Origin of the sequence: Mammaliicoccus sciuri (genome assembly GCF_002901825.1) — a bacterium.
In the GTDB taxonomy this organism is placed as follows: Bacteria; Bacillota; Bacilli; order Staphylococcales; family Staphylococcaceae; genus Mammaliicoccus; species Mammaliicoccus sciuri.
Genome location: NZ_PPQD01000022.1, coordinates 1800 through 16547, shown reverse-complemented (window position 1 = coordinate 16547; position 14748 = coordinate 1800). Strand labels below are relative to the sequence as shown.

The window sequence follows — 14748 nt, the reverse complement described above, 5'->3', positions numbered from 1 at the left end:
TTAAGACACCGCCCTTTCACGGCGGTAACACGGGTTCGAATCCCGTAGGGGTCACCATCTCAATTTTATACATAAGGTCCCGTGGTGTAGCGGTTAACATGCCTGCCTGTCACGCAGGAGATCGCGGGTTCGATTCCCGTCGGGACCGCTTTTAATGCTTATCGTAATAACGATAAGCATTTTTTTGTTGTTCAATCATAGATTAACGTCAAACAATAGAATTAATAGACAAATAGTGTTAAATTATAGTATAGGATATCATGCACAATTGTGTGCTTAGAGATACTTATTTTCAAAAAGAAATGAGGTAAATGTATGGCTAGAAAAATAGTAGTCGTTGATGATGAAAAACCAATTGCAGATATACTTGAATTTAATTTAAAAAAAGAAGGTTATGATGTTTATTGCGCATATGACGGTAATGACGCAGTAGATTTGATATATGCAGAAGAACCAGACATCGTATTACTAGATATTATGCTACCTGGTAGAGATGGTATGGAAGTTTGTAGAGAGGTTCGTAAGAAATTTGAAATGCCAATCATTATGTTAACAGCAAAAGACTCAGAAATTGATAAAGTTCTAGGGTTAGAGTTAGGTGCAGATGATTATGTGACGAAGCCTTTTTCAACACGTGAATTAATCGCGCGTGTGAAAGCAAACTTACGTAGACATTATTCTCAACCAACGCAAACAGAAGACGAAGAAACAAATGAAATCGTCATTAAAGATATTACCGTATATCCTGATGCATATTCAATTAAAAAACGTGGTGTCGATATCGAATTGACACACCGTGAATTTGAATTGTTTCATTATTTAGCAAAACATATTGGACAAGTTATGACGCGTGAACACTTACTCCAAACTGTATGGGGTTATGATTATTTTGGAGATGTACGTACAGTTGATGTTACGATACGTCGTCTACGTGAAAAAATCGAAGACGATGCATCACACCCAGAATATATTGTGACGCGTAGAGGTGTGGGTTATTTCCTACAAACACAAGAGTAGGCTGATATTATGAATTGGCTAAAGAAGTTTCAGTCCTTACACATTAAACTTGTCGTTATTTATGTTTTATTAATCATTATTGGTATGCAAATTATTGGATTATATTTTACAAATAGTCTTGAGAAAGAACTGACACGTAACTTCAAGACAAATATTGAACAGCACGTGAAACAGATTAATTACAACATAAAGAAAACGTACAACTCAGAAGATCCAAATCGGAACTTCCAAAAAGAAATACAAAGTATATTAGATGATTATGCCAATAGAACTGAAATTGATGAGATTAAGTTTATTGATCAAGATCAAATTATTGTGGCGACATCTAAAGCTACTAATCAAAATACCGTCAATCAAAAAGTAAACGATAGCTCTGTACAAAAGGCGTTATCTTTAGGAAAAGCTAATGATAAAATCGTATTAAAAAATGATTCATCCGATAGTAATAGAGTATGGATCAAAAATAAACCTGTTGAATACGAAGGTGAAGTCGTCGGAGATATATATGTTGAATCAGATATTGATTCTGTTTACGAACAGTTAAACAACATTAACCAAATCTTCATCATCGGTACAGCAATCTCATTATTGATCACAATCGTGCTCGGTTTCTTCATTGCGAGAACCATTACGAAACCTATATCAGACATGCGTAACCAAACGTTAGAGATGTCTAAAGGTAACTATACGCAGCGCGTTAAGATATACGGAAATGACGAAATCGGTGAACTTGCGCTGTCATTTAACAACTTATCTAAACGTGTACAAGAAGCACAAGCTAATACTGAAAGTGAAAAGCGTCGTCTAGACTCGGTTATCACACATATGAGCGATGGTGTCCTTGCTACTGATAGACGCGGTCGCGTACGTATTATTAATGAAATGGCGCTTAAAATGTTAGGTCTAGAACGTGCCGATGTAGAAGCGAAACATATATTAGATATTCTAAATATTGATGATGATTATTCATTAGATGACTTACAAGAGAATAATGATAGTTTCATTATTGATATTAATAGTGAAGAAGGTATTATCGCGCGTGTTAACTTCAGTACAATTATTCAAGATACAGGATTTATCAATGGTTATATTGCCGTATTACATGACGTTACGGAGCAGCACATTTTAGAAAATGAACGACGTGAATTCGTTGCGAATGTTTCACATGAATTGCGTACGCCACTAACATCTATGAGAAGTTATATAGAAGCATTAGAAGAAGGAGCATGGCGAGATCCAGAAGTTGCACCAACATTCTTAAATGTTACACGTGAAGAAACAGACCGTATGATTCGTCTTGTTAATGACTTATTACAACTTTCTAAAATGGACAGTTCAAGTGATCAAATGAACTCTGAATTGATTGATTTTAATATGTTTATTAACAAAATCATTAATAGACATGAAATGACACAAGGTAAGAACGTGACATTTATTAGAGACATACCTGTTAAAGGTTTATTCGTTGAAATTGATCCAGATAAGATGACACAAGTGTTTGATAACGTTATTACAAATGCTATTAAATACTCACAAGAATCTCATAAACGTGTAGAGTTTCATGTGAAACAAAATACTTTATATAACCGAATGACAATACAAATTAAAGATAATGGTATTGGTATCCCGGTGAATAAAGTAGATAAAATCTTTGATCGTTTCTACAGAGTAGATAAAGCGAGAGCACGTAAAATGGGTGGTACAGGTTTAGGTTTAGCCATCACTAAAGAAATCGTAGAAGCACATAAAGGTAGAATATGGGCGAGCAGTAAAGAAGGTCAAGGTACATCCATCTATATAACATTACCATGTGAAGTCATGGAAGATGAGTTTGGTGATTGGGATGCGTAATAGAGAACTGATTAAATCTACTATCCTCATAATCCTTGTGCTTATCAGTGTGTTTATGACATACCGTGTATGGACATTTACACCTGAACTGACAGATTTAGAAACAGATGTGAATACAGAAACACCTTCTATTGGACCTAAAATTAGTAAGCCTATTGATAGTGTGATTATGCCATTTAGAATGATTAATCGAAATGGCACGGACGTGAAAGGGACGTCTAACGTGAAAGATATCAAGAAGATTACTGATCAATTGTTGAGTAAAGAAGTGAAGAAAGTTGATATTTTAAGCAGTGAGTCAGTCGTTCAACTTGAAGATTTATCTGAACGATATACGATTTTAGACTTCCCCGATAGCATTCCGAGTGAAATGTATTTGAACCAAGTATTAGGCATGAATATGAACTATTATCCTAATATTAATTTTGACCGAATACTTGTAGATACGAAATCAACGAAAGAAGCTGTTGTGTATCTTTTAAGTGAGAATAAACAAAAGGCTGTTAAACTACAGACAAATATTAAAAGCACGCAATTTGATAAGGTGAATAAAGAAGCAGCACCTGATTTGAAACCTTATACAGGCATGATTACAAATGAGACGACTACGAATGAAATCAATCAAATTTATGCACCAGAGAATGCGGATAATATGAATATTTACCGTTACGTTTCTAACAAAATATCCGTATCTGAATTAAATGACGTTATTCTCGGTGATTCGGTGATTGCGCGTAGTAATGAACATAACGTCTCGACTTATAATAACAATACGGGGATTTCTACCGTGAATGAAGCGAAACAAACATATCGTTATACGAATTTATCAGAAGATGAAAATCGTCAAAAAGATATGTCAAAATCGATTACAAATTCATTTAAATTTATTAATGAACATGCAGGATATACAGATGAATTCCGTCTATTTAGTACGGATCAAAAGTCTGGTAAAATAGACTATCAAATGTTCTTAAATAATTATCCAGTGTTTAATGATGATAAGTTATCTTCAATAGAAGCGGTGTGGGGTAGAGATACAATTAATGAATATAATCGCGGTCTTATTACAACAGGAGTAGCCGTACCGTCTAAAAAAGAAGCGGATGGATTACCTTCATCAGAAGAAGTTAGATTTAACCTAGCTTCAAATGGTTCGATTGATTTTAACAAAGTTACGAATTTAGCAATTGGTTATGATTTATCATTACCTAAAGACGAAATTAATAACTTACAAGACACGATTGAATTTACACCGAAATGGTATGTCAAATATGACGGTGAATGGAAACGGTACGAGAATGGAGGGCTTTCTTAATGGATTGGAAACATGCTAAGTCACTCTTCATCATTGTGTTTATTCTCATTAATATAGGATTAGTCGTTGTATACTTTAATAAAGTAAATAATTCTATTGTTCAAGAATCAAACGCACAATCAGATGTTAATTTTGCTAAAGAAGGCATAGACATTCCGCAGTTACCAGAATATCGAGATAAGAAGATGCAAGCCATAACAGGTAGTAGTAAATCATTCGATTCAGATGAACTTGAAGGTGTTTATTCATTAAGTGAAAAAGACACGAAAATCAACAAAGACGTCAGTGCAGATTTAGATAAAGATAGTAAACAAACATCATTTAAGAGCTTTATTAACAAAGATGCTTTTAAAGGTAAAGATTACGAATATAAAAAGAACAACACAGATAAAAACAAAGTCGTCTATGAACAAAACTATGAAGATTTACCAATACTCAACAACAACAAAGGACAAATCGTCATAGATATGGATAATGATAAAGCTAAGTCATATACACAAACGTATTTAGACAAACTTAAACCAGGAAATGGCGACAACAATAATAAACGCAAAATAGCAGATGCGAAGACAGCTTTAGAGACATTGTATTACAACACATACCTTAAAAAAGGTGATAAAGTAGAGTCTGTAAGGTTAGGTTACTACAGTGTCGTTAAAGAAATAGGCGGACAAGTACTTGTACCGTCATGGGAAGTTAAAATTAAATCCGAAAAAGACGGTAAAACAGATACGAAGACATTGTATATCGATGCTATTAAACCAGAATCTACCATATTAGAAGAATCGTAAGAGAAGCAGTAATTAAAGGAGATGAACACTTGTGATCGCAATGAGCGTACTCGCAAGTGGCAGTACAGGAAATGCCACTTATATAGAATCAGATAAAGGAAGCCTACTTGTCGATGCTGGCTTAACAGGAAAGAAAATAGAAGGTCTCTTTCAACAAATTGACCGTAACATCAGCGACTTAGAAGGTATTTTAGTAACCCACGAACATATCGATCACATAAAAGGGTTAGGTGTACTCGCAAGAAAGTATAAACTACCTATCTATGCGAACAAAAAGACATGGCAAATGATAGAAGTTAAAGATAAAAACATACCACTAGATCAAAAATTTCACTTTGAACCATATGAAACAAAGACTTTAGCAGGTATGGATATCGAATCATTTAGCGTGTCACATGACGCAATAGACCCACAGTTCTATATCTTTAATAACGACTATAAAAAGTTAACGATGATTACAGATACAGGCTACGTGTCAGACCGCATGAAAGGTATGATACACGGAAGTGATGCCTTTGTATTCGAAAGTAATCACGATGTGGATATGTTAAGAATGGGCAGATATCCATGGAAGACGAAACAACGTATATTAAGCGACATGGGTCACGTATCTAACGAAGATGCAGCACATGCAATGTGTGATGTTATAACAGGTAGCACGAAACGTATCTATCTGTCACACTTAAGCCAAGACAACAACATGAAAGATTTAGCAAGAATGAGTGTCGGTCAAGTATTAAACGAACATGATATTGATACAAATAAAGAAGTCATTTTATGTGATACAGATAAAGAAAAAGCAACACCAATATACTATATTTAAAAAAGATATCCCCAATTATTGAGTTGGGGATATCTTTTTAGTTTGTGCACATATATACCCACAGTTATACACAAATGTCCACAAACTGTGAATAATATAGGTAGTTATCCACCATTTTATCCACAATGTATATAAATCCGTGGATAAATCATAATAAAATGTATAAAAATAAACAGCTTAATATCTAGAAAACGTACAAAAAATTAAAATTGTTGATATAATAATAAAGAAAACTGTGTATAAGTTAATAACATGTGGATAACTTTTAACAAGATGAATAAAGGTGGATAAAAATGAAGATAACAATCATAACGGTAGGTAAACTAAAAGAGAAATACTGGAAACAAGCCGTAGATGAATATAACAAACGCTTAGGTGCATATACAAAGACAGAACTCATCGAAGTAGCAGATGAAAAAGCACCTGATAATATGAGCGATAAAGATATAGAGATTGTGAAAGAAAAAGAAGCGGACAGAATCATGTCTAAAATCAAACAAGACAGTTACGTGATTACCCTGGAAATACAAGGGAAGATGTTAACAAGCGAAGAACTCAGTAAAGAAATTGATAACCTCATGACAAGAGGCAATTCGCACATCACATTTATCATCGGCGGATCAAACGGCCTACATCAAAAAGTATTACAACGCAGCAACTATGCCCTATCATTCAGCAAAATGACATTCCCACACCAAATGATGAAAGTCATCCTGATGGAACAAGTGTATAGAGCGTTTAAGATTATGCGCGGGGAAAGTTATCACAAATAAAACAAAAAATAGGGTAAGAAGATGAAGAATGTATATCAGATTAATTAATAATAAGTTATCAAATTTAAAGAAAATATGTATTCAAATGTATAGTGCATTAGACAGAGAAAATATTAGAAATATAATTATAGACAGTTTAGTAAATGAAAATGTTGATGGAATCATTCAAATTGGTTCAGGTGTTCAAGGATATAATGATAAATATTCTGATTTGGTTATGATGATTGCTTTTAATGGAGACTTAATAGACATGAAAAATAAATTAAAAAATATTTATACGGAACTAGGTTCCTTTTATATTTAAGATTTACAATATTATTGGTTTACTAGGTGTATCTACTAACGATAAAGAAGTTATTATTAAGCATATAGCCGTTCTGAATCATCTTCAAAAGCAAGGAATAGGAAAAACAATTGTAAATGCAATTCACGATTTATATCCAAATAAAGTAATAGTAGTAGAAACGGATAGAGATGCTGTACTTTTCTATTCAAGATTAGATTTTGAAATTTTTTCTTTAGGTGAGAAATATCCTGGAGTTTTTAGATATAAATGTGTTAAAAAGTATTAATTAATCAAGATTATGTTGAAAGGCTGAAACATAATCTTGATATAAATTAGTAAAATACGAATAAATATATGATAATTTGAAGGTGTGAATATGACATTTAAAGAATGTGAAAAATTCAATTTATTAATGGGAAATTTTAACAAACATTGGTTTATTGCTGGTGGTTGGGCGTTAGATTTATATATAGGCAGAAAAACGCGACATCACGAAGATATAGAAATAGGAATCTTCAGAAAAGATCAATTATACTTAAAAAATTATTTTGATGGATGGAAATTTAAAAAAGTAGTAAATGGTCAATTTTATGAATGGGGAGATGAGTTTTTAGAGTTACCAATTCATGAAATATATATAGTTAACGAAGAGACTGATGAACATATCGAAATACTATTAAATGAATTTAACAATAATGAGTGGATATACAGAAGAGATTTAAGAATTTCTAAATCTTTAAATACTACTTACAGTTATACTGAACTTGGCATACCCTATTTAAATCCAGAAATAGTTCTCTTGTTTAAAACGAGTCATACAAGGGAAAAAGATAATCAAGATTTTGAGTTTGTTATAAACCAACTAGATGATAAGAAAAGAGCGTGGTTAAGTAAAAATTTAAAATTAACTAATCCAAATCATCAATGGAATGATTATCTATAGTAATAGATCAAAAAAAAAACTATCCAACTTTGACAGGGTAATAGTTATTTTTATACCTTTACAAAAAGTCACCGTCTTTTCAAGTGGCTCTGAAGGGGTAACATGTTAGCGAATGTTGCCTCTTTTTTATTGCTCTTATTTACTCTTTTGCATTAACATAAACGTGCTACCATTTCAATTTTATACTAAGCTAAAAACACGAGTTGATTATTTTTTAATGTATTTTATTCACTCTTTTTATAATACCAATCATTACTCTAATTAAAGGTATTAGTCTTGATATTCCTAATAACATAATTTCCTTCTTTTTTGTTTAAAAATTCAAATTTCCACTTGTTTGATATTGCACTCTAAGGTGTATTGTTTAATTATACTTAAAGGAGGTAATAAGATGAGTAAATATGAATCATTAAATGGTAAAGTCGTTGTAATTGCTGGTGGTGCCAAAAATTTAGGTGCTTTGTTAAGTAAGTCTTACGCAAAAGAAGGCGCAAAAATTGTTGTACATCATCATAATGATAATAGTAAGCAACAAGCTGAGGCAACATTAGATGAAATTAAATCATTGGGTTCAGAAGGAACTTTATTTTCCGGAGATCTCACAGAAGTAAAAAATATGGAAGATTTATTTAAGCACGCTGAATCTACTTTAGGAAAAGTTGATATTGCAATTAACACTGTTGGTAAAGTACTCAAAAAACCTATTTCTGAAATAACTGAAGATGAGTTTGACACTATGTCAGCTATTAATGCTAAATCGGCTTATTTCTTTATACAATATGCAGAAAAACATATGAATGATAATGGGAAAATTATAACACTTGCAACATCTTTACTTGCTGCATATACGGGTTATTATTCTACTTATGCTGGTGAAAAAGCACCTATTGAACACTATACTCGTGCTGCGTCAAAAGAATTTATGGATAGAGGTATTTCTGTTAATGCAGTTGCACCTGGTCCAATGGACACACCTTTCTTCTACCCTCAAGAAAGCGACGAAGCCGTAGAGTTTCATAAATCACAAGCATTACACAATCAATTAACAGATATCAATGATATTGCACCAATTATTAAGTTTTTAACAACAGATGGTTGGTGGATTAATGGACAAACTTTATTTGCAAATGGTGGTTATACAACACGCTAAATAAGGAGGAGAATTTTATGTATTATTTTTTAGCCTCTTATAATGGGGATACTACAACTATAAGTATTATTACCAAAGAAAAAGTCATAGATGAAAAAGAAACATATATAAATGTAGATAACTATGTTGAATATTTAGCAAAAGCAATTATAGAGCTATCTCATCGAAATAGCTTATTTCATAATGATATAAACGGTATTGGTTTATTAATTTCAAATATTGGTGAAATATACTATAAAGATATTAATAGACTAAAAAATGATTTAGAATCTACTTTTGGATTTAAAGCAATTATTGAATCAAACTATGATACATTAATTCTAAATTTAACTGCTTAAAATTTTTAAATAATTAATCAAAAAAAGTTTATAAATGAGAGGTAGCCATACAGAGCTGCCTCTTCTTGTACTAAGGAGGTAAAATAGTGAACGTAAAAAAAGCAGCTGAAAGTGTCGGTATAAGTGAGCATACCATTAGATATTATGATAAATCAGGCCTATTTCCATTTATTGAAAGAGATAACAATGGTTACCGTGATTTTAAGGTTGAAGATTTGTATTGGTTAGAATTCATAAAATGTATGCGTCAAACACACATGCCTGTTTCCAAATTAAAAGAAATAGCTGAACTTTATGATCAAGGACGCTCTACAGTTTTAGAAAGGAAAAAAATATTTATCGAACACCAAGAAAATCTAATTAAACAAAAGGAACTTATCGACCAAGCTTTAAAAACTTTGGATGATAAGTTCAAATTATTAGAAAAAGAGGGTGATTCATAAATGATCAAGAAAGAAGTTAGTATGTCCGAATTGTTTTTTGATTTAGTCTTTGTATATGTTCTATCTACTATTAATCATACTGTTGAACATATATCTTCTAATCTAGTATCGTTGGAAAGCTTAGTAAAGACATTTATGTTATTCCTTGTATTTTTTGCTATTTGGACTTACAGAACATTTTTAGAAAATCGATTTTTTAAAAAGAAATGGTATCAATACATTTTTGTATTTACAGATATGTTTCTCATATTACTACTTTTAAAGTCTATTAACAGTAATAGATACAATGAAAATACAGGTTATGAAAATTATAATTTCTGCTAATGTTACCAAAAAAATCACTTCCTTTGAAACTGATCAAACTACGATGTGCTATTTATTTTTATGACTTTACAACAGAAAAGGCGATGTCATAAAGCTTAAGAAAAATGAGTGTTTTTTGGATAAGAAAGAAAGGAATGAATGACTCAGTCAGTACTTTTAAAGTTTAAATCTATTTGCTTATTGCCAATATCAAAAAACTTATGGTCATGTGTTGCCATTATTATTGTTATACCTTTTTTATTTAATTCTTCGAAGATATCCATAATATTAAAAGCATTTGCTTTATCTAAATTGCCGGTCGGTTCGTCAGCAATAATTAAAGAAGGTTCTTTTAAAATTGCTCTTGCAATAGAGATTCTTTGCTGTTCTCCGCCGCTACAAGTATATACTTTGGTCTTTAAAGGTATATGAGATATTCCTAATTGATTAGTAACGCGTTCAATTTTATTTATATCTTTTTTAGAAATATTTAAAGGTAAGGTTAAATTTTTAAGAATACTTTCATTCTCTAATAGTCCATAATTTTGATAAATATAGGCAATGTCTTTTCGTCTAAATAATCTTTTGTTTTTTTCATTATGAATAGGTGTTTCATTGAATGTTACTTCACCAATATCTGGAGATTCTAATAATCCAAAAATATTTAATAAGCTTGATTTTCCTGTTCCACTTGCCCCTTTTATAATAACAAAATCACCTTTGTTTATACTATAATTAAAATTTTTTATAATATTTTTATTGTCATATGATTTATGAATATTTTTAAGTTTAATCATCTTTTTTTCCTTTCAATACTTCATTTGTATTTTCTTTATTCAATTTTATAAACGAATAATAAAATATAATTATTTCAATTAAAATGATGCTAATAAAGATAAAATAAGATATGATGTTTTGTTGGATTAAAATTAGGATTGCCATTAATAAATTAATAAATAAAAGGAACGCTAAAATTGACTTGTGAATTTGAAAATAACTATACCCTAAATTACGTTTGATAAATATTAGGTATTGATAAGATGTGAAATATAATCTAATAAAAGTGAATGTCATCATTATAAATGTTATTCCTGTCATAAAAGCTAATAGCGTATATTTAACTGTATTTACTTTTAGATTATTAACTTCGTCTACTTTTGTATCGTAAACAGACATGACACTTGGTATATAGCCATCTATATTATATTTCTCTAAACCTTTTCTTATAGTCATATAAGGATTATCCAACTGGCTCTTAAAGAAATAGCTTGTAGAAAAATATGTTCCAAAATTAAGAGGATCTGTATTACCACTTTCGATTATAGCAATTGGTGCAACTATTATATTTTTTTTCCCACCAATTTCATTATCATATGTATGGTAACTAACTTGGTTATTTGTCCATATAATATTAATTTTTAAGTTTTTATTTGTTTTATTTTTATAATGCTCTATATCTTTTCTAAATGTAAAATTATCTTTAAAATTATCTTCAATTATTTCACCATATTTTTTATATTTTATGGGAACAATAATGTTTTGTGTATTATCACTATGGACAATACAATTTAAGACATCTTTGTTATTATTTGTTTTGATTCGATGTTCTTTTAAATAATTTTTGTCTACTGTAATTGTTTTACCATCAGGTTCTATATTTGTATTTTCTTTTTCATTTAATTTATATAGTGGTCTTCCATCAGAATTATAAAAGTTCCCTGTATCAATAATAAATCCTTTATTATATGAACTATTATAATAGTTTTTCAAATTACTATTAAATTTTTTAGCTAGTTCTTCATTTTTTATTTGACCTAAATCTAAAATTTCTGTTTTATAAGTATCTTTTGAAACATTCCAGTGCTTAATGCTACTTTGTTGATTTTTATATTCTTTATAATTTTTCACCAAGTTATCAGTTGATAAGGATAAAAATATAACTGCAATTATAGATAGTGCCATATATGTATACATCATTAAAAACGGATTACTTTGTTTAATATTTTTAGAATATTGCTTTATAAAAATATTAAACGTGATAATTATAATACCAACACATAAAATAGTTAAGAAGAATGTCGTACATAAAGTAAGAACTATTACATATATGAGATGATTGTCTTTAAAAATAAATAGATACATAAGTATACTTAAAACTACATTGATAAGTGTGTAACTTAAAAAATAGTATTTTAAATCGTTGAACAAAAAAATAATGTGATTGAATTTACTGTATCCTAAATCATATAATAATTTATTATCATTCTTTTTACTTTGTAAATAATGTATAAATACCGATAAAAGTATAAATAAGAATAAACTTGAGAGAATTATAGTAAATTGATCAATTTGAATATGCTGATTTACTGTGTTGTCAACTTTTTGTGCTGAACCAACATTCTTATTTATTAAACCAATTATTTTTTCTATGTTTTGCTTATCACCTGAAAGGAAATATGTACCTTCTTCAGATAGATTAGTATTGCTTAAATCGTATACTTTAACTTTCAGTTTGCTATCGAATAAATTGAGATTTTTATTTTTATCTACCTTTTGTTTTAATTGTATATCTGTTGTATTGATTGTAATCTTATCATTACTTAAATAGGTCACCTTAGTAATTGGTACATTATACTCTCTCGATAATTTTTTAAAATAATGTGTAGAATCTTTGCTGTATTGTTTTTTTGTATCGAAAGCAAATTGAATTTTTTCGCTTTGTTTTTCTATAGTATTGTAAAATGATAATGATTTATAAGAGTCAATTAAAATAAAATTTACGATAAGAGATAGAACTATTGCTAGTATTAATATGATTTTTTTCATGTTTACCTCGATTCTATAAAAAGAGCCCACTAAGAACTATTATCTTAATGGGTAATATTTCAACTATTTATGATCATAGTAAGATTTGTTACCGGAACCAGTTTTTTTAACATGTCCTTTAGAATATGTACCTGCTTTTTTCCAACCACCATCTCCAACAATCCCTTTTCCATTAATTGCTGTTCCTCTAGCTGATTTTTTATAGTGTTTATATTCTGATACTACTGTTTTATTTCGTATACCTCTAATCCAAAAACCACCACTTTTCTTGCCTGTTGTTATTGCTCTTGTTGTAATATCAGAATTATTATCATGAGTTTCCGACTGTATTAAACCATTGTAATTATCTACGTTCTCAGAGCCACCATTAACACTTATAACATCAGCTTTTGCTATGCCTACAATGCCTAAACTTGATATTCCTAAAGTTAAAGCAGATGCTAAAATAAATTGTTTTTTCATATATAAACACTCCCAAATATTATTTTATTCAATTTAAGTATATATTAAGAAGTAAAGAATTGGTAGTGTTTCTTAAAATTATAATAATAATTTTATTTTTTAAATGTATAGAAGTGTTTTTTAGAAATTTTTATTGAATTTATTTTTCTATTTTATTAATTTGATTATAAATGTCATTATTAAACTTGGTATAATGAAATGAAGATAAATAGTTAAATTTATGTAAACGCTTTAGTTTACTACTCACTAGGTATATACCCACTAAAAGCTTTATATTATGCAAGGTTTAAAAGGGCATTGCTTTTAATCTATATGATAGATGAAACGTATCAAGTAGATGATATTATAAGAACATGGATCGATTGAAAATATCTCAAATAGTGTTCTTGGAATAAATGGAAGTGGATTATAACTCTTCTAGAGAGGCAAATAATATATTGAGTGTATGTATCATTGTATTTATATCTGTATTTATCATAACGGTAGTCAAATAAAAAATGTTGAAGGGGATGTCTTATGAAACAACTAGTTGAATTAGATAAAGGGTTATTAGAGATAGAAATTTATGGGACAGGGCAACCAATTATATTTTTTACGGGATTATATAGTCATTTAAGTGAGTTTAGAGAAATTGCTATGAGATTAAAAGATAACTATCAATGTATATTATTTAATAGACCCGTTTTGGGTGAAAGTACTATAAATACAAATGATTTAAACGTAACGCATACGTCTAAAATAGTATCTAAGATGTTAGATGAAAAATTAATAAAAGATAAAGTGATTTTAGTAGGACACTCACACGGTGGATTATGCGTACAGCTTTTTATACAAATGTATCAAGAACGTGTTAAATCTATATTACTGATTGATTCAACATCTGTTGATGAACAAATATTAGATGAATTAGATGCACCTGAGTTAAATAAGGGAACGACAGAAGAAGACTTTATAAAGTTTTGTGACAAAATGAAAGAACTGGATAAAGAAGCTATAAAAAAAGAAATCGATATATCTCAATATAATGATGAATTAATTAATTTTTATACGTCTCCTAACTTATATAGAGCAATGTTCTATGAAGTGTCAAATTGGAGAAAAGATACGAAACTCATAAAGAAAGAATTTAAACAAATGAATTTACCGCTAATAGTTTTAGGAAGGGATAAAAATTATAGTATCCAAGAGTTAGTAAAGGAAAATATACCTTATAAAGAAGCGTGCTTATTTGAATCGACATGGCATAAGTTGATTGAGAATCAAAGATTAATAAGTAGAATCAACACAGTGAAATATATCCCAAATACAACCCATAAAATACACTTGAGTAATCCAGAAGAGGTTATTCAAAATATAAAGTTATTAGAGAAAATGATTAAGTAGAAGCTTAAGAAGCAATTAAGTAATAAAATCATTTTCGAAAAAAA

The 14748-nt window shown here is 29.8% G+C and carries 17 protein-coding genes and 1 tRNA gene; 15 read left to right on the top strand and 3 right to left on the bottom strand.

Annotation, left to right across the window (positions count from 1 at the left end; genetic code table 11):
* Positions 1–75: 75 nt before the first annotated feature.
* The 14 genes from CD035_RS06940 to CD035_RS06875 all read left to right on the top strand — a co-directional run bounded on the left by CD035_RS06940 (position 76) and on the right by CD035_RS06875 (position 10054).
* Positions 76–148 (top strand) — tRNA-Asp (locus CD035_RS06940).
* Between the two features lie 167 nt (positions 149–315).
* On the top strand, positions 316–1017 hold the full coding sequence (gene yycF, locus CD035_RS06935) for a response regulator YycF (protein WP_025906262.1): 702 nt from the start codon (positions 316–318) through the stop codon (positions 1015–1017).
* Between the two features lie 9 nt (positions 1018–1026).
* Positions 1027–2868, top strand: a complete 1842-nt coding sequence (gene walK / locus CD035_RS06930) for a cell wall metabolism sensor histidine kinase WalK (RefSeq protein WP_048542839.1) — start codon at positions 1027–1029, stop codon at positions 2866–2868.
* Positions 2861–4183, top strand: a complete 1323-nt coding sequence (locus CD035_RS06925; protein WP_048542837.1) for a YycH family regulatory protein — start codon at positions 2861–2863, stop codon at positions 4181–4183. The genes walK and CD035_RS06925 overlap by 8 nt, the downstream gene beginning before the upstream one ends.
* Positions 4183–4974, top strand: a complete 792-nt coding sequence (locus tag CD035_RS06920) for a two-component system regulatory protein YycI (RefSeq protein WP_048542836.1) — start codon at positions 4183–4185, stop codon at positions 4972–4974. Before CD035_RS06925 ends, CD035_RS06920 begins: the two co-directional genes overlap by 1 nt.
* 40 nt (positions 4975–5014) lie before the next feature.
* Entirely contained in the window at positions 5015–5797 is a 783-nt protein-coding gene (locus CD035_RS06915; RefSeq protein WP_075578428.1) for an MBL fold metallo-hydrolase, read from the top strand.
* Positions 5798–6090: 293 nt separating this feature from the next.
* On the top strand, positions 6091–6570 hold the full coding sequence (gene rlmH, locus CD035_RS06910; RefSeq protein WP_048542833.1) for a 23S rRNA (pseudouridine(1915)-N(3))-methyltransferase RlmH: 480 nt from the start codon (positions 6091–6093) through the stop codon (positions 6568–6570).
* 28 nt (positions 6571–6598) lie between these two features.
* Positions 6599–6874 carry a hypothetical protein gene (locus tag CD035_RS06905; protein WP_048542831.1) on the top strand — a complete coding sequence of 92 codons (276 nt, stop codon included), beginning with the start codon at positions 6599–6601 and terminating at the stop codon, positions 6872–6874.
* Positions 6867–7142, top strand: coding sequence for a GNAT family N-acetyltransferase (locus tag CD035_RS14265; RefSeq protein WP_080964702.1), 276 nt, complete (start codon positions 6867–6869; stop codon positions 7140–7142). The genes CD035_RS06905 and CD035_RS14265 overlap by 8 nt, the downstream gene beginning before the upstream one ends.
* Positions 7143–7232: 90 nt before the next feature.
* Positions 7233–7799 carry a nucleotidyltransferase domain-containing protein gene (locus tag CD035_RS06895; RefSeq protein WP_048542829.1) on the top strand — a complete coding sequence of 189 codons (567 nt, stop codon included), beginning with the start codon at positions 7233–7235 and terminating at the stop codon, positions 7797–7799.
* A gap of 391 nt (positions 7800–8190) precedes the next feature.
* A complete protein-coding gene (locus tag CD035_RS06890; RefSeq protein WP_048542827.1) occupies positions 8191–8949 on the top strand; it encodes an SDR family oxidoreductase in 759 nt (252 codons plus the stop codon).
* Positions 8950–8966: 17 nt separating this feature from the next.
* Positions 8967–9287 carry a hypothetical protein gene (locus CD035_RS06885; protein ID WP_048542825.1) on the top strand — a complete coding sequence of 107 codons (321 nt, stop codon included), beginning with the start codon at positions 8967–8969 and terminating at the stop codon, positions 9285–9287.
* 86 nt (positions 9288–9373) lie between these two features.
* Positions 9374–9730 carry a MerR family transcriptional regulator gene (locus CD035_RS06880; RefSeq protein ID WP_048542821.1) on the top strand — a complete coding sequence of 119 codons (357 nt, stop codon included), beginning with the start codon at positions 9374–9376 and terminating at the stop codon, positions 9728–9730.
* Positions 9731–10054, top strand: a complete 324-nt coding sequence (locus tag CD035_RS06875) for a low temperature requirement protein A (RefSeq protein WP_048542819.1) — start codon at positions 9731–9733, stop codon at positions 10052–10054.
* A gap of 143 nt (positions 10055–10197) precedes the next feature.
* On the opposite strand, the gene CD035_RS06870 is transcribed toward CD035_RS06875, so the two are convergent.
* The 3 genes from CD035_RS06870 to CD035_RS06860 all read right to left on the bottom strand — a co-directional run bounded on the left by CD035_RS06870 (position 10198) and on the right by CD035_RS06860 (position 13321).
* Positions 10198–10830 (bottom strand): ABC transporter ATP-binding protein, encoded by a 633-nt coding sequence (locus CD035_RS06870; protein WP_048542817.1) that lies wholly within the window; start codon positions 10828–10830, stop codon positions 10198–10200.
* Positions 10823–12859 carry a DUF1430 domain-containing protein gene (locus tag CD035_RS06865; protein WP_048542815.1) on the bottom strand — a complete coding sequence of 679 codons (2037 nt, stop codon included), beginning with the start codon at positions 12857–12859 and terminating at the stop codon, positions 10823–10825. The genes CD035_RS06870 and CD035_RS06865 overlap by 8 nt, the downstream gene beginning before the upstream one ends.
* A 63-nt stretch (positions 12860–12922) precedes the next feature.
* Positions 12923–13321, bottom strand: a complete 399-nt coding sequence (locus tag CD035_RS06860; RefSeq protein ID WP_048542813.1) for a hypothetical protein — start codon at positions 13319–13321, stop codon at positions 12923–12925.
* A 516-nt stretch (positions 13322–13837) separates the two neighbouring features.
* Between CD035_RS06860 and CD035_RS06855 the strand changes: the two genes are divergently transcribed.
* Positions 13838–14704, top strand: a complete 867-nt coding sequence (locus CD035_RS06855) for an alpha/beta fold hydrolase (protein ID WP_048542811.1) — start codon at positions 13838–13840, stop codon at positions 14702–14704.
* Positions 14705–14748: the final 44 nt, after the last annotated feature.